Raw genomic sequence first — 16,753 nt, forward strand, 5'->3', positions numbered from 1 at the left:
GAACCATCAGGTCCGAGCGCTACAGCTGCGCCGCCAACCGCGAACCCTGGTTGATCGCACGCTTGGCGTCCAGCTCCGCCGCCACGTCGGCACCGCCGATGAGATGGACGCTCTGCCCAGCTGCTTCCAGGCCTTCCTGCAATTCGCGCAGCGGATCCTGGCCGGCGCAGATCACGATGTTGTCCACCGCCAGTACTTGCGGCTCACCCGTTTCGCCAATGCGGATATGCAAGCCCTCGTCGTCAATCTTCAGGTACTCGACGCTGTTAAGCATTTGCACCTGCTTGTTTTTCAAGCCCGTGCGGTGAATCCAGCCGGTGGTCTTGCCCAGGCCGTCGCCGACCTTGGAGGTCTTGCGCTGCAGCAGGAATACCTGGCACGCCGGTGCGTGGGGTTCGGCCTTGATCCCAGCGACACCGCCACGCGCCTCGAGCTGGGTATCGATCCCCCACTCCTTCCAGAACGCTTCACGGTCCTGGCTGGTGGCGACGCCCTGGTGAACGAGAAACTCCGACACGTCAAAACCGATCCCGCCGGCCCCGATCACCGCGACGCTGCGGCCTACCGGCTTGCGCTCCAGAATCACGTCCAGGTAGCTCAACACCTTGGCATGCTCCACACCCGCAATAGCCGGTGTACGCGGCGCGATACCGGTGGCCAGGATGATCTCGTCGAAACCGCCGGCCAACAGTTGCGCTACATCGACGCGGGTATCGAGGCATAGCTCAACATGGGTGGTCTGCAACTTGCGCTTGAAGTAGCGCAGGGTTTCAAAGAATTCTTCCTTGCCCGGCACGCGCTTGGCGATGTTGAACTGACCGCCGATTTCGCTGGCCGAATCGAACAGCGTCACTTGGTGCCCACGCTCGGCCGCCACGGTGGCCGCCGACAACCCCGCGGGACCAGCGCCGACCACGGCGATTTTCTTCACCTGGGTCACCGGCAGGTAATTGAGTTCGGTTTCATGGCACGCCCGCGGATTCACCAGGCAGCTGGTGAGCTTGCCGCCGAACGTATGGTCCAGGCAGGCCTGGTTGCAACCGATGCAGGTGTTGATTTCATCGCTGCGACCGGCAGCGGCCTTGTTAACGAACTCCGGGTCGGCAAGAAAGGGCCGCGCCATGGACACCATGTCGGCGTCGCCTTCGGCCAGGATCCGCTCGGCGACTTCGGGCGTATTGATACGGTTGGTGGTGATCAGTGGAATGCCTACTGAGCCACGCAGCTTGGCCGTGACCTTACTGAACGCCGCCCGCGGCACCTTGGTGGCGATGGTCGGGATACGCGCTTCATGCCAACCGATACCGGTGTTGATGATCGTCGCACCGGCCGCTTCGATGGCCTTGGCCAACTGGACAATTTCGTCCCAGGTGCTGCCCCCTTCCACCAGATCGAGCATCGACAGGCGGAAGATAATGATGAAGTTCGGGCCCACCGCCTCGCGCACCCGGCGGACGATCTCCACCGGCAGGCGCATGCGGTTCTCGTAGCTGCCGCCCCAACGGTCGGTTCGATGGTTGGTGTGAGCGGCGAGGAATTGGTTAATGAAATAGCCTTCCGAGCCCATGATCTCGACACCGTCGTATTCGGCCTTCCGGGCCAGGACCGAGCAGGTGACGAAATCGCGAATTTGTTTTTCGATGCCCTCCTCGTCCAGTTCCTTGGGCTTGAACGGATTGATCGGTGCCTGGATCGCGCTCGGAGCCACCTGCTTGGGGCTGTAGGCATAGCGACCCGCATGGAGAATCTGCATGCAGATCTTGCCGCCGGCCTCGTGCACGGCCCGGGTCACGATCTGGTGCTTGAGCGCCTCGTCTTCCGTGGTCAGCTTGGCCGCGCCGGAGTAGACACCGCCCTCGTCATTCGGCCCGATCCCACCGGTGACCATCAGGCCCACGCCGCCCCGGGCGCGCTCGGCAAAATACGCTGCCATGCGTTCGAAGCCGCCGGGCTTCTCTTCCAGGCCGGTGTGCATCGAACCCATCAGGGTACGGTTGCGCAGCGTGGTGAAACCCAGGTCCAGCGGGGCCAGCAGGTGCGGGTAATGAGAGGCGGTCATCGGTAGCTCCACAACGGGCGATCACGGGAATAAAGCGCAAGCTCTGCGGCTTGCGTCTGTCATGGCCCACAGCGTAAGAGTCCGGCTGCGGCGGCTCAATGACCGTAACTGACAACTTAATGATCCAAACGTGCAGGAGGCTGATCAGCTGTGCGTGACTCTCAGCCGGATGAGCCAGTCCTATCAACGCTGGACCAGGTGCTCAAACCAAAAATAACCCTAATAACATGGTCGCCCTCGCATGCATCCCCAACGAAAAATGCTGCACAACGAGTTGCACGCCCGCCCGTCGTTGTATTTTGACGAGCCGGCCCACGTCTTCCACCTGGCGTTTCTGGGCGACAACACCCAGTGCAACTCTCTGCTCGAGCGACTTTGCCCTGATACCGTCGCCGCGCAAGCCGCGCAAGGCATCACTCGCCTGGAAGGACACCCGCTCAAGTGGGAGCGCCACGCCGAGTTCTTCACCCTGACCCTGGTCGTTCCCGCCAGCAGCAACGAACTGCAATGGACGACGCTGCCTGAAAGCCTTGCCCGGGGTATCGAGGGTCACGCCCAGCATCTCATCAATGCCGTTCAGGTGGTGGTGCGCGCAGAAGCCGGTCTCGACCTGCCCAGCTACGGCTTCAAGGACCCTTGCGGCTCGTGTGTGGGCGGCGGCGATGCGGTGGTCTGGAGCGATTTTCGCCTGACCGAGGACGGCACCAATCGCCTGTTGTTCATCAATCGACGGCTCAACGCTTATCGCCAGGGACGCATGATCCGGCGCCTGCTGGAAATCGAGACCTATCGCATGATGGCGTCCTTGTCGCTCGATATCGCCAAGGCGCTGGACCCGCAACTGAACGAATTCGATCGCACCCTGGTGAGCCTTTCCGAGCGCAACGCCAATGCCAGTGGCGTACATGCCAAGGCCCTGCTGGAGGACATCGCCCTGCTGTCGCGCCAAGTCGTCGGCAGCACGGTCAGGAATCGCCACCGATTCAGCGCGACCCGAGCCTACGCACAACTGGTGTTTGAGCGCCTGGGGGAGTTGCGCGAAAGTCACCTGGGGGATTGCCAGCGGCTGGGTGTGTTCATCGAACGACGCTTCAAACCCACGGTGCGTTATTGCGCAGCCACCGAACAGCGCCTCGAACAACTGGCCATGAGCGTCGCGAACCTGGGCGACCTGCTGCAAGCCCGCGTTCAAGTCGAGATGGAGGACCAGAACGCCGAGATCCTGCGCAGTCTCAACGCCCGCGCCGATGCCCAGATCAAGATCCAGCGCGCGGTGGAAGGCCTATCGATCATTGCCATCACCTACTACCTGATCAACCTGTTCAAGTTGATCTATAGCGGATTGCACACCTTGGGCGCCAACCTCTCGGCCCGTGAGGCGCTGCTGGGCATGACGCCACCGGTGCTGTTGATCCTGCTGTTGATTCTGATCCGGATCAGGAAGGCCAAAAATCACTAGGGTGCCCTGCCAGCGCAAAGGTGTCCGAGGTTTCCCCGGACACCCTTGCGTCTATTTGCGTTACTTACAAATCAGTGCCCGCCCTTCGCTAATCCCTTGTTTTACCGTACCCTGCCCCGTAGCTCCTGACGAAAATCACCAACCTGCACACGGCCGCTTACTGTTCCCCCATGCGCAAATTTCTGTACCTGCTGTTTTCACTGGCCTTGATTGCCGCTCTGGTCACCTACGCACTGTGGACGACCGATCGTCCGGCGGGTCATTACCTGTCTGACCTTCGGATAAACCTGGCGGTCGACCAGGGCACGCCGGCGGATCGAGGCAATCTGCTGGGCATCCAGCCTGAACTGTTTCCCACCGACTACCAAAGCCCGGAACGCCTGCATCGCAAGTTGGCGGCCTATCTGCAGACGGCTCGCGACCAAGGGTTTCTCAACGACAAGACCATCGTGGTCCTGCCAGAGCACATCGGCACCTGGCTAATGGTCAGCGGTGAGAAAGACGAGGTGTACCAAGCCACCACGTTCAAGCAAGCCATGCATTGGCTGGCCGTCAGCAATCCGCTGGCTTTCATCCAAGCATTGGCCGGCGCCAAAGGCGATAGCCGCCTGGACGACGCCTACCTGCGCATGAAAGCAGCCACCATGGCTCATGATTACCAGGCGCTGTTCGGCGGGCTGGCCAAGGAATTCGGCGTGACCCTGGTGGCCGGCTCCATCGTGCTGCCCGAACCCAGCGTCAGCGAAGGCGAACTGAAGATCGGTCGCGGCGCGCTCTACAACAGCAGCCTGGTGTTCGGTCGCGATGGTCGGCCGATCGGCCAACCGCAGCGCCAACGACACCCGGTGTTTGACCAGCAGGAGGTGCTTGAGGCCGAGCACTCGGACGCGAGCCGAGTGATCGAGACCCCCGCGGGTCGCCTGGGCATACTGATCGGCAGCGACAGTTGGTACCCGCTTCATTATCGGCAGCTCAACGAACAGGGCGCGCAATTGATCGCCGTGCCCGCTTTTGTCATGGGTCGCGACACGTGGGACAAGCCATGGAGCGGCTATAAAGGCCTGTCCACTCCGGACGAAGTGAGCCTCAAGCCCGGCGAATTGACTGAAGGCCAAGCCTGGCTTCGCCTGACATTGACCAGCCAGTTGCCTATCAGCCAGGCGCGGGGCGGCGTCAGCGTGTTCTTGCGCGGGCAATTCTGGGACAACGGCAGCGCCGGCCAGAGCTTCATCAGCCACAACGGCGAGCAATTCTCCGATGGCCAATCCCGTGGCGCCCGCCTGCTGAACCTCTGGTTGTGAACATGAAGCTGCAACCGATGCGCCTGGGTGACCTGTCCGTAGGCTTCGTCCACAGCCTCGCTGACGCAGTGGCCAGCCACGGACAGGATCCCCAGCCATTGCTCGAACAATACGGCCTCGATGCGGCACGCCTGGCCGAGCCCGGGGCTCGCCTGTCGATTCCGCGCTACATGCGCCTGGGCCACGCTGCGATCCAATTGACCGAAGATCCCGCCCTGGGATTGCGCATGGGTCAGTTCAGCCGCTTGAGCCAAGCCGGGCTGGCCGGCGTCACCGCGGCCCAGGCGCCGAATGTACGCGAAGCCGCGCGCTGCATGATCCGTTTCGAGCCGCTGTACGGGTCCAACTATCGTGGGCAGTCGAGTTTCCATGAGGACACCCGAGGCGCGTGGCTGCGGTTCTATTCCATCAGCCCGTATAACGCCTACAACCGCTTCGTCGTCGATTCCATTATCGCTGGCTGGCTCCAGCAATTGTCCAGCGTGAGCAATGTCGCGCTGCCCGCCGAACACATCGATATCGAGTTCCAGGAACCTGCCTATGCGCAGGCCTATCGGGTCTTGGGCGATTGCCACATCCAGTTCGGTGCCGAGCAGAACCAACTGCGCCTTGGCCTGGAAAGCCTCGCCCAGCGCAATCCACAACATTGCCCAAGCACCTGGCGGCACCTGATCCAATTATGTGAACGGGAGCTGGAGCAACTGACTCGCACCCGCACCCTGCGCGAGCGCATCATCCAGTTGCTTGGGCCGCTACTCAGCGGCGGACGGGAGCCGGGTCTTGAAGAAGTGGCGACACGCCTGAAGCTGCCGACCTGGACGTTGCGTCGCAAACTGGCTGAAGAAGGTACGCAATTCAGGGCGATCCTCAACGACACCCGCCGAGACCTCGCCATGACGTACATTCGCGACACGGAACTGGCATTCGGGGAAATCGCCTACTTGCTCGGGTTCGCCTCGGCCGAAGCGTTTCAACGCGCCTTCAAGCGCTGGAACCACCAGACGCCTGGAGAGTTTCGCCGCAGTCGCAAGGGAGCGTGAGCTGCGCAGCGTGCCGTACGGTCTGCAATTAACCTGCGCGCCTACAGCTCCGTCGCATCTTCGGCGGGCTCCAATGGGTCCAGCTCATACGCCTGATATTCCAGCAGCTCTTCCTGATAATCGTCCATTACGTATCCTTCCCATAAATGTTGAAACCGAGGGTCTAATGGCCTCGAATCAGCATAAAGCTGCTTTATGAACAAAACATGAAGCCGAGGCTTCATGAATTAAACGTAGCACAGCGTTGGGAAATTAATGAATGAAGTGTGGCAAGGGATTACAACCCCGCCACCACAACTCAGGACGCCGGAAGTGGCTGGATTGGCTCGGAGGGAAGCGGCAAGGAACTGGCCGGTGACGGAGTGACGGTTTCCGTCGACGAAGGCGCGTAGGACTCCGGCTCGCCAGGGGCGATCGGCGCAGGCTCGACTGGCGGCGTGACCGGCTCCGACACGGCAGGAGCGGGCTCCAGAGGCGCCGGCGCAACTTCTTGGACCGGTGCCAAAGGTACTGGCGCAAGCGCCGGTTGAGGGGCCTGTAGCGCGGCCGGCTCAGGAGCGGGCATCGCCGCGGCCGGTTCGGCCTTTGATTCCGGAACGCCCAGCTCGGTCTTGGGTTTTTCGAGGTTCTCGGTGGGCTTCTTCGTTTCCTTCGCTTCCGGAGGCAGGAACGCCTCCACCAGCGTAAAGAAACGCTCATAGAACTTGTCCGCCGACACCGTTTCGCTGGCGACCTTGACCATCGAATCGTCCGAGGAGCCAATCGGCATCGACACCGATCCCAGTACACCCACGCCCAAGCTGGCGGAGTTGTTGGTTTTCTTCAGGGCGTAGCGGTCCTGCAAGGCGTTGGCGAACAGGGTCGCCCGATGCCCTGGACCGCCGTCTTCGGCGCAGACCAGGTTGAAGCTGATCTCCATATGGGTATCGCCGGTTTGCTGGAAGCTCTTGTGGCCGCTGACCAGTTTAGGGTCGCTGCTGGTGATGATGTAGCCCTGGCTGAGCAGCGCACGACGCCCTGCTTCACAGGTCGCCACATCAGTCACTGAATAAGTACGCGAAAACGTGCCCGAATCATCGAAGTTTTCATGCTCGTAGATGGCGGCTTTCTTGGAGGAACAACCGGCGGCAACCGCCAGCAGCAAGGCCAGCCCAACGGTGCGCATGTGAAATGATCTGAACATTGAACATCCTGAGGAAAACAATCCGGGGCGTATTGTGCAATAGAACGCTGCCGGGCAGCGTGGGTATCTCGCCCCAAAGGGATTACAAGTCTACGGGGGGTTTGCTGCGGGAAAAAGACTCAATCTCGATGAATCGATGAACATCCCTGTGGTGGCAATACACAGATACAAAAAGACCCCGGCCTTTCGGTCGGGGTCTGGTGGGCAATGCATCAAGAACGTCAGAAACGCTTGATGTCCGCCTGGTTTTCCAACTGCTTGCGATAGGCCGCGAAGTCTTGCTGGCCGACGCGTGAAGCGAGGTAGCGGCGATATTCGGCCTTTTCTTCCTCGGTCGGTGCCGCAGCTTCGTTCACACCGTTCAAGCGCAGGACCGTCAGGCTGCCGTCAGGCAGCGTCACGCTGGCGAACGTCGGCTTGCCCTTCGCTTCGGGCTTGGGCATGCGGAACACCGCCTGCAGCACGGCAGGATCAATGCCTTCCTGGCTACGGGTGGCCGCTTCGACGGCTTTCCAGCTCTGGCCATTGATCGGTTTGTCCAGTGCAGTCTTGCCATCGCGCAGGCTGGCAATCAGCTCATCGGCCTGGGTCTTGGAAGCCGAGCTGGCATGTTCCTTGGTCAACTGGGCGCGAATAGGCCCGGCGACTTTGTCCAGCGGCAGTTGCTCAGGCTTGCGGTGCTCCTTGGCACGCAGCACCACGACGGTCTCCGGATCCAGCTCGATGGCGGTGCTGTTGGCACCCTCCTCCAGCACTTCCGGGCTGAACGCAGCGGTGACCACGGCACGGTTAGCCGCAATCCCTTCACCGCCCTCACGACCGAACGGCGCCGACGTGTGAACGGTCAGCTTCAAGTCCTGGGCCGGCTGTGCCAAGTCGGAAGCCTCGAACGAGGCATCTTCCAGCTGTTTGGTCGCCTCGACAAAACGCTGCTCCACTTGCTGGGTCTTCAGGTCGCGGGTCAGCTTGTCCTTCAGGCTCGCAAAGCTCGGGACCTCAGGTGCTTCGACTCCCAGCAGCTTGATCAGGTGCAGGCCGAAATCGGTGCGTACCGGTGCCGATACCTGATCCTTGTTCAAGGCATACAGCGCCTTCTCGAACTCCGGATCGTAAACGCCCGGACCGGCAAAGCCCAGGTCGCCACCGTTGTTGGCTGAGCCCGGATCCTGGGAGAACTCCTTCGCCAAGGCTTCAAACGACTCGCCCTTGGCCAGTCGAGCCTGGATTTCGTCGATCTTCGCCTTGGCCTGGGCCTCGGTGACCTTGTCGTTCACTTCGATCAGGATGTGCGCAGCCCGACGCTGTTCGGACAGGTTGGCGATTTCTTTCTGATAGGCCGCTTGCAGCTCCTCGTCCTTGACGGTGACTTGGTCGAAGAAAGAGGCTTTTTTCAGCTCTACGTAATCGATGACCACCTGATCAGGCGTCATGAACTCCTTGGCATGCTGGTCGTAGTAGGCCTTGACCTCATCATCGGTCACCTTCACAGCCGATGGGTCCGCCTTGATGGATAGCGTCGCAAAGTCGCGGGTCTGCTTCTCCAACCGGGCAAATGCCAACACCTGGGCATCAGTGACAAAGCCACTGCCAGCCAGGCCGGCGCGCAGTTGGCCGATCAGCATTTCCTGCGTCAGCATCTGACGGAACTGCAAACGACCGTAACCCAACTGACGGATCACCTGGTCGAAACGCTCAGGGCTGAATTTGCCGTCGACCTGGAACTCAGGCGTCTGCAGGATCACTTGGTCCAGCGCGGCTTCGGAGAAAGTGAATTTAGCGTCATGTGCGCCTTGCAACAGCAGCTTGCGATCGATCAGGCCCTTGAGGGCCGAGTCGCGCAGCATTTTCTCGTCCAGCAAGGAAGCGTCGAAATCCTTGCCCAGCTGTTGCATGAGCTGACGGCGTTGCATATCTACCGCTTGGGTCAGCTCGTTCTGGCTGATTTCTTCGCCATTGACCTTGGCCGCGTCATTGCTGCTGGTGGTGGCTTGAAAAATGGCTTCGAAACCGGTCAACGCCATCAATGCGACGATGATCCCGATGATGGTCTTGGCAATCCAGCCTTGTGAATTGTCCCTGATATTCTGCAGCATGCGTCCCCCAGAAACGGTTGAACTTCAAATTTAGGCAACCGTGGAGCGTGGGTAGAATCCGGATAGAAGAAAGGCGCATCCGAGGATGCGCCTTCTCGTAACTGGCGGAGCGGACCGGGCTCGAACCCGCGAGCCCTGGCGTGACAGCCCGGTAGTTACCGGACGCATTACCGCTCCGCTGCCAAGCCAGGCATGACCCCGACCCGGATAAACTCAGTGAAACCTTAGTTAACGGCTTCTTTCAGTGCTTTACCAGCTTTGAAGCCTGGCTTTTTGGCGGCAGCGATCTGCAGCGTCTTGCCGGTCTGCGGGTTGCGACCAACACGAGCTGGACGATCGGTAACGGAGAACGTACCGAAACCAACCAGAACAACAGAGTCGCCAGCCTTGAGAGCGCCAGTGACGGATTCGATTACAGCGTCCAGCGCACGGCCAGCAGCAGCTTTCGGGATATCAGCGGATGCAGCGATAGCATCAATCAGTTCCGACTTGTTCACTCTAAGTCCCCTTATATCTATTTTGAGATGATTCTAAGTTTTTTTGGTGAAAGCAAAAACGAGTGCTGAATGGCCTGCAGACACTTAAGAGCCGCTTTATAACAAGGGCTCTAAAAAACTGTCAAGGAAGCCCCCCAGGCAAATGCGTATTAATGCGTGCTAATTCTTTCCTTAGAGTCAGACTCTCGCTTTTCTTCCTTCGCGACAATCTCCGGAGCCACATCCGGCAAGGGCTCCGGCGCGTATTGCAGCGCAATTTGCAGGACCTCGTCAATCCATTTAACCGGTTTGATCTGAAGATCCTGCTTGATGTTGTCAGGAATTTCCTTCAGATCACGGACATTCTCTTCTGGAATGATCACGATCTTGATCCCGCCACGGTGAGCCGCCAGCAGTTTTTCCTTCAGGCCACCGATCGCCAACACCTGTCCGCGCAGGGTGATTTCGCCTGTCATGGCAACATCCGCACGCACCGGAATACCAGTCAACGCAGAAACCAGGGCGGTGCACATACCCACGCCAGCACTCGGTCCGTCCTTGGGTGTCGCCCCCTCCGGCATATGGATGTGGGTATCGCGTTTCTCGTGGAAATCCAAGGGGATGCCCAGGCTACGCGCGCGGCTGCGGACAACCGTCAACGCCGCGGTGATCGATTCCACCATCACATCACCGAGGGAACCGGTCTTGATCAATTGCCCTTTGCCCGGTACCACAGCGGCTTCGATGGTGAGCAATTCGCCGCCAACTTGCGTCCACGCCAGGCCTGTTACCTGACCGATCTGATCCTGCTGCTCGGCCAGGCCGTAGCGGAATTTACGCACGCCAAGGAAGTGCTCCAGCAAGTCCGCCGTCACCTTGACCGCGAAGCGTTTTTCCAGCGCATGTTCCTTCACCGCCTTGCGGCAGACCTTGGCGATTTGTCGCTCCAGGCCACGCACACCGGCTTCGCGGGTGTAGTAACGAATGATGTCGCGAATCGCTTCCTCGTCGAATTCCAACTCGCCCTTCTTCAAGCCGTTGGCCTGGATCTGCTTGGGCGAAAGGTATTTGACGGCAATGTTGATCTTCTCGTCTTCGGTATAGCCAGGAAGACGAATCACCTCCATCCGGTCCAGCAGCGCTGGCGGGATATTCATGGAGTTGGAGGTGCAGAGGAACATCACATCCGACAAGTCGTAGTCGACTTCCAGATAGTGGTCGTTGAAATTGTGATTCTGCTCGGGATCGAGCACTTCCAGCAACGCAGATGCGGGATCGCCGCGCATATCGCTGCCCATCTTGTCGATTTCATCCAAAAGGAACAATGGGTTGCGCACGCCAACCTTTGTCATCTTTTGAATCAATCTTCCCGGCATAGACCCGATGTAGGTGCGGCGATGACCACGGATTTCGGCTTCGTCGCGCACGCCACCGAGGGCCATGCGAACGAATTTACGGTTGGTTGCGTGGGCAATTGATTCCGCCAAGGAGGTTTTACCCACCCCCGGAGGACCGACCAGGCACAGAACCGGACCACGAATTTTCTTCACGCGCTTCTGCACGGCGAGGTATTCAAGGATGCGTTCCTTGACCTCTTCCAGGCCGTAATGGTCGGCATCCAGGATGTCTTCGGCACGCGCCAGATCGAGGCGCACCTTGCTCTGGGCTTTCCACGGCACCTGGACCAGCCAGTCGATGTAGGAGCGCACCACGGTGGCCTCGGCTGACATCGGCGACATTTGCTTGAGCTTGTTCAGCTCGGCCTGGGCCTTGGCAAGGGCATCCTTCGGCAGGCCAGCGGCATCGATGCGCTTTTTCAGCTCTTCGATCTCGTTGTGACCTTCATCGCCATCGCCGAGCTCTTTCTGAATCGCCTTCATCTGCTCGTTCAGGTAGTACTCGCGCTGGCTGCGCTCCATCTGCTTCTTGACCCGACCGCGAATGCGCTTCTCGACCTGCAACAGGTCGATCTCACCGTCGAGTAGCGCCAGTACGTGCTCGACGCGCGCCGACAGGTCGATGATTTCGAGGATTTCCTGTTTCTGCTCGATCTTGAGGGCCATGTGGGCCGCCATCGTATCGACCAGGCGTCCGGGTTCATCGATGCTGTTAAGCGACGACAGCACCTCGGCAGGCACCTTCTTGCCCAACTGCACGTACTGTTCGAACTGCGACAGCAGGCTGCGGACAAACACCTCGGATTCACGCTCCGGCGCATCGACTTCATCGATCAACGAGACTTCGGCACGGCAATGACCGTCCACTTCGCTGAAACGCTCGACCGAACCACGCTGCTCGCCCTCAACCAGCACCTTAACGGTGCCGTCAGGGAGCTTGAGCAGTTGCAGGACCGTTGCAATCGTACCTACGCGATAAAGTGCCTCTTCACCGGGATCGTCGTCGGCAGGATTTCTCTGAGCGATCAGAAGAATCTGCTTATCACCCGTCATCGCGGCCTCAAGGGCTTCGATGGACTTCTCGCGCCCCACGAACAGCGGGATAACCATGTGCGGATACACCACGACATCGCGCAATGGCAGGAGAGGCAATTCGATGGTTGTCTTCATGATTTCGCCTCTACGGCGGCCATAAGGCCGTAAACAGATGGAAGTAAGCTTGAAACCAAGATGGGGGCAGCCTTTAAAAAAAACAAGCGCTAAGACACGTCTAAAACGCGCTAATAGCAAAGGGGCCCGAAGGCCCCTTCTTTATTTCGGCACCTGGACGCTTAGGCGTCCGGTGCAGCCTTGGCAGCCGGCTCACTGTTTTCGTAGATATACAGCGGCTTGGACTTGCCTTCTATGACGCTTTCGTCGATCACGACTTTACTCACCTCGGACTGCGAGGGGATTTCGTACATCGTGTCGAGCAGTACGCCTTCCAGAATCGAGCGCAACCCACGGGCACCGGTCTTACGCTCCAGGGCTCGCTTGGCGACGGATTTCAGCGCGTCGGAACGGAACTCCAGGTCTACACCTTCCATTTCGAACAGCTTGGCATACTGCTTGGTCAGGGCGTTTTTCGGCTCGGTCAGAATCTGCATCAATGCCGCTTCATCCAACTCATCCAGCGTCGCCAGGACCGGCAGACGACCGACGAATTCCGGGATCAGACCGAACTTGACCAAATCGTCAGGCTCGACTTCACGCAGGGATTCACCCACCTTCTTGCCCTCTTCCTTGCTGCGCACTTCGGCGTTGAAACCAATGCCGCCGCGCGTAGAACGATTCTGGATGACCTTTTCGAGGCCAGAGAACGCACCACCGCAGATGAACAGGATGTTACGGGTATCGACCTGCAGGAATTCCTGCTGCGGATGCTTGCGACCACCTTGGGGTGGAACGGAAGCGACCGTGCCTTCGATCAACTTGAGCAAGGCCTGTTGCACGCCCTCGCCGGAAACATCCCGGGTGATGGACGGGTTATCGGACTTGCGGGAAATCTTGTCGATTTCATCGATGTAGACAATGCCCATCTGGGCCTTTTCCACATCGTAGTCGCATTTCTGCAACAGCTTCTGAATGATGTTCTCGACGTCCTCACCCACGTAACCCGCCTCGGTGAGGGTGGTTGCGTCGGCGATGGTGAACGGAACGTTCAGCAAGCGCGCCAGGGTTTCGGCAAGCAGGGTCTTACCCGAGCCTGTCGGGCCGATCAGCAGGATGTTGCTCTTGCCGAGTTCGACGTCGTCGTTCTTTTTGTCACGCTGGTTCAGGCGCTTGTAGTGGTTGTACACCGCTACGGCCAGTACCTTTTTCGCGCGTTCCTGACCAATTACATACTGGTCGAGGATGCCGCTGATTTCTTTGGGCGAAGGCAACTTATGCGCGCTGCTTTCGGCCTGGGCTTCCTGCACCTCCTCGCGGATGATGTCATTGCACAGGTCGACGCACTCGTCGCAAATGAAGACCGAGGGGCCGGCAATCAATTTGCGTACTTCATGCTGGCTTTTGCCACAGAAGGAGCAATAAAGCAGTTTGCCGTTGTCCTCGCCGTTGCGGGTGTCAGTCATTCGATCGATCCAAATCCGATAGGCTTGCAACACAAGATGAAGGCAATTGCGGGCTTTTTCAAGCCCGCAGGTGATCGGACCTGCCGATCAACCTCATTTTGAGCTGCTTATTTTAAGCGGGGCGCTGGCTGATCACTTCATCGATCAGGCCATATTCACGTGCGGCTTCAGCGCTCATGAAATTGTCGCGATTGGTATCGCGCTCGATTTCTTCAAGCGTGCGCCCGCTGTGCTTGGCCATCAAGGTGTTGAGGCGCTCGCGAATGAAGAGGATTTCCTTGGCATGGATTTCGATATCCGATGCCTGGCCCTGGAAACCGCCCAACGGTTGGTGAATCATCACGCGGGAGTTCGGCAGGCAATAACGCTTGCCATGAGCGCCGGCGGTCAGCAAAAACGCGCCCATGCTGCACGCCTGACCGATACAGGTCGTCGAAACGTTAGGCTTGATGAACTGCATGGTGTCGTAGATCGACATACCCGCCGTCACCGAACCGCCTGGGGAGTTGATATAGAGATGGATGTCTTTGTCCGGGTTTTCGGCTTCAAGGAACAACAGCTGCGCGCAGATCAGGTTGGCCATGTAATCCTCTACCGGCCCCACCAAAAAGATCACTCGTTCCTTGAGCAGACGCGAATAGATGTCATAGGCACGTTCGCCACGGGCGGACTGCTCGATAACCATCGGGACCAGGCCGCCAGCGGCTTGGATGTCAGAGCTCTGCTGATAAAAAGAATTGCGGGACATGTCTCGCAGTCACTCCCAAATAGTTATGTCTTGAATACGCATAAGCCAGCGCGAAGGCTGGCTTATGGTGTGTGTTTCTTACTGCAGAACCATCAATCGGCTTGTGGAGCTTCCACCGGCTTGACCGCTTCTTCGTAAGAGACCGCTTTGTCGGTCACGCTAGCTTTCTGCAGAACAGTATCCACAACTTGTTCTTCCAGCACAACCGAACGGACTTCGTTCAGCTGCTGCTCGTTCTTGTAGTACCAGGACACCACTTGCTCAGGCTCTTGATAGGCCGAAGCCATTTCCTGGATCAGCTCGCGAACGCGCGCTTCGTCGGGCTTGAGTTCGAACTGCTTGACCACTTCGGCGACGATCAGGCCCAGCACGACGCGGCGCTTGGCTTGTTCTTCGAACAGCTCGGCCGGCAGTTGGTCAGGCTTGATGTTGCCACCGAACTGCTGAACAGCCTGTACGCGCAGACGGTTCACTTCGTTGTCCAGCAGAGCCTTTGGCACTTCGATCGGGTTGGAGGCCAGCAGACCATCCATGACCTGGTTCTTGATCTTCGACTTGATGGCCTGGCGCAGTTCACGCTCCATGTTCTTGCGAACTTCGGCGCGGAAACCTTCCAGACCGGTTTCCTTGATACCGAACTGGGCGAAGAATTCTTCGTTCAGCTCAGGCAGCTTCGGCTCGGAAACACTGTTGACGGTCACGGTGAACTCGGCGGCCTTGCCGGCCAGGTCCAGGTTCTGGTAGTCCTCTGGGAAGGTCAGGTTCAGCACGCGTTCTTCACCGGCCTTGGCGCCAACCAGGCCATCTTCGAAACCAGGAATCATGCGACCGGAGCCCAGCACCAGCTGGGTAGCCTTGGCGGAACCGCCGGCGAACACTTCACCGTCGACCTTGCCGACGAAATCGATGTTCAACTGGTCTTCGTTCTGGGCGGCACGATCGGTCGCCTCGAAACGGGTGTTCTGCTTGCGCAGGATGTCGAGCATCTTGTCCAGGTCGGCGTCCGAAACGTCAGCGCTCAGGCGCTCGACAGCAATGGACTCAAAACCGGCAACGGTGAACTCCGGGAACACTTCGAACGTGGCGACGAACTCGAGGTCCTTGCCTTTTTCCAGCACTTTAGGCTCGACGGAAGGAGCGCCAGCCGGATTCAGCTTCTGCTCGACGACAGCTTCGTAGAACGAAGACTGGATCACGTCGCCCACGGCTTCCTGGCGCGCATCAGCTTCGTAGCGCTGGCGGATTACGCTCATTGGCACTTTGCCTGGGCGGAAACCTGGGATTTTGGCCTTTTGGGCAGTCTGCTGCAGACGCTTGTTGACCTGAGTCTCGATGCGCTCAGCCGGCACGGTGATGCTCATGCGGCGCTCAAGAGCAGAAGTATTTTCAACAGAAACTTGCATGGATATTCCTCGTTGCACAGACGTTGGCCGGGCGTTTCCGACCCCAGAATCAAGGGCATGCATTCTAGTAGGTCAAACTCAAGAAGTCACCCTACTGAAAACGCGCAGGAAACAGGCGCCGAATTTAGAAGCGGGACAATGCGTCATGCCCCGCCCGGTTTGCAAATACAGTCGGTCATTGCCAGGGCTCTGGGTAGCACTTCTATATATAGAAGCACCGTTTCCCTTCTACCCCGGCATACGGCTCGCGCTGGAAGACCGACGGAAAGTCGAGCATCATCACGAAACACATTTGCGACGAATCGCATGCTTCACACTCGCGCCAGAACCAGGCCGAGGCGTATACACGATCCTTGAAAACAAAAACGGCGCAGCCCTTTTCAGGTTCTGCGCCGTTCTCTGCTAATTAAATAGCGACTTGTATGGTGCGGACGGAGAGACTCGAACTCTCACACCTTGCGGCGCTGGAACCTAAATCCAGTGTGTCTACCAATTCCACCACATCCGCGTATCAAGCTTTTAAAGCAAAGGCGCCAGACTATTAAATCTGGCGCCTCTCTAGAATATGGGGTGGACGATGGGGATCGAACCCACGACAACGGGAGTCACAATCCCGTGCTCTACCAACTGAGCTACGCCCACCATATTGCCTTGTAGCGTTACTTGTGCCAAAGCTGCCTAATTGGCGCACCCGGCAGGACTCGAACCTGCGACCATCCGCTTAGAAGGCGGATGCTCTATCCAGCTGAGCTACGGGCGCCTTTTTAATCTGTATTCTTGGACGATTACAAACTAAGTGCTTTCAGTTTCGCTGAATTGTAACAACCAACTCCGCTCGACCTTCTTAACCAGTGCTAGGCTGTGCCCGACAAGTGCGACGAATGTTATAGACGGCCCGATAGGTCGTCAACTCTTTTTTAAAAAAAATTCATTTAATTAAAGGAGTTAGGGGAATTTGCAGACCAAGCGCCTTTGCCCT

General features: G+C 58.6%; 11 protein-coding genes and 3 tRNA genes. 3 read left to right on the forward strand and 11 right to left on the reverse strand.

Annotated features, from left to right (window positions below):
- Positions 1 to 19: 19 nt before the first annotated feature.
- Complete coding sequence (locus HU742_RS16530) at positions 20 to 2,059, reverse strand: oxidoreductase (RefSeq protein ID WP_186643187.1); 2,040 nt, start codon at positions 2,057 to 2,059, stop codon at positions 20 to 22.
- A gap of 241 nt (positions 2,060 to 2,300) precedes the next feature.
- Here HU742_RS16530 and HU742_RS16535 point away from each other — a divergent pair, with 241 nt between their 5' ends.
- The 3 genes from HU742_RS16535 (at position 2,301) to HU742_RS16545 (ending at position 5,859) form a co-directional block, all read left to right on the forward strand.
- The gene (locus tag HU742_RS16535) at positions 2,301 to 3,518 is read left to right on the forward strand and encodes a DUF3422 domain-containing protein (protein ID WP_186643186.1); all 1,218 of its coding nucleotides are present in this window, start codon (positions 2,301 to 2,303) and stop codon (positions 3,516 to 3,518) included.
- Between the two features lie 170 nt (positions 3,519 to 3,688).
- Entirely contained in the window at positions 3,689 to 4,819 is a 1,131-nt protein-coding gene (locus HU742_RS16540) for a carbon-nitrogen hydrolase family protein (RefSeq protein WP_186636385.1), read from the forward strand.
- A 2-nt stretch (positions 4,820 to 4,821) separates the two neighbouring features.
- Entirely contained in the window at positions 4,822 to 5,859 is a 1,038-nt protein-coding gene (locus HU742_RS16545) for an AraC family transcriptional regulator (RefSeq protein WP_186636388.1), read from the forward strand.
- Between the two features lie 298 nt (positions 5,860 to 6,157).
- Here HU742_RS16545 and HU742_RS16550 read toward each other — a convergent pair whose 3' ends face one another.
- From HU742_RS16550 to HU742_RS16595, 10 genes are all read right to left on the reverse strand, one after another.
- Positions 6,158 to 7,042, reverse strand: coding sequence for a DUF2242 domain-containing protein (locus tag HU742_RS16550; RefSeq protein WP_186643185.1), 885 nt, complete (start codon positions 7,040 to 7,042; stop codon positions 6,158 to 6,160).
- Between the two features lie 221 nt (positions 7,043 to 7,263).
- On the reverse strand, positions 7,264 to 9,135 hold the full coding sequence (locus HU742_RS16555) for a SurA N-terminal domain-containing protein (RefSeq protein WP_186636394.1): 1,872 nt from the start codon (positions 9,133 to 9,135) through the stop codon (positions 7,264 to 7,266).
- 224 nt (positions 9,136 to 9,359) lie between these two features.
- Positions 9,360 to 9,632, reverse strand: coding sequence for an HU family DNA-binding protein (locus HU742_RS16560; protein ID WP_008077714.1), 273 nt, complete (start codon positions 9,630 to 9,632; stop codon positions 9,360 to 9,362).
- A 149-nt stretch (positions 9,633 to 9,781) separates the two neighbouring features.
- Positions 9,782 to 12,178 (reverse strand): endopeptidase La, encoded by a 2,397-nt coding sequence (gene lon / locus HU742_RS16565; protein ID WP_186636424.1) that lies wholly within the window; start codon positions 12,176 to 12,178, stop codon positions 9,782 to 9,784.
- A gap of 161 nt (positions 12,179 to 12,339) precedes the next feature.
- Positions 12,340 to 13,623: an ATP-dependent Clp protease ATP-binding subunit ClpX gene (gene clpX, locus HU742_RS16570; RefSeq protein ID WP_003183176.1), complete on the reverse strand. Its 1,284-nt coding sequence runs from the start codon at positions 13,621 to 13,623 to the stop codon at positions 12,340 to 12,342.
- Positions 13,624 to 13,735: 112 nt separating this feature from the next.
- Complete coding sequence (gene clpP, locus HU742_RS16575) at positions 13,736 to 14,371, reverse strand: ATP-dependent Clp endopeptidase proteolytic subunit ClpP (protein WP_186609760.1); 636 nt, start codon at positions 14,369 to 14,371, stop codon at positions 13,736 to 13,738.
- Between the two features lie 92 nt (positions 14,372 to 14,463).
- Positions 14,464 to 15,774, reverse strand: coding sequence for a trigger factor (gene tig / locus HU742_RS16580; RefSeq protein ID WP_186636426.1), 1,311 nt, complete (start codon positions 15,772 to 15,774; stop codon positions 14,464 to 14,466).
- Positions 15,775 to 16,197: 423 nt separating this feature from the next.
- Positions 16,198 to 16,282, reverse strand: a tRNA-Leu gene (locus HU742_RS16585).
- Positions 16,283 to 16,340: 58 nt separating this feature from the next.
- Positions 16,341 to 16,416 (reverse strand) — tRNA-His (locus HU742_RS16590).
- 41 nt (positions 16,417 to 16,457) lie between these two features.
- Positions 16,458 to 16,534: transfer RNA gene (locus HU742_RS16595), tRNA-Arg, on the reverse strand.
- Between the last annotated feature and the right edge of the window lie 219 nt (positions 16,535 to 16,753).

It is taken from the genome of Pseudomonas marvdashtae, assembly GCF_014268655.2.
In the GTDB taxonomy this organism is placed as follows: Bacteria; Pseudomonadota; Gammaproteobacteria; order Pseudomonadales; family Pseudomonadaceae; genus Aquipseudomonas; species Aquipseudomonas marvdashtae.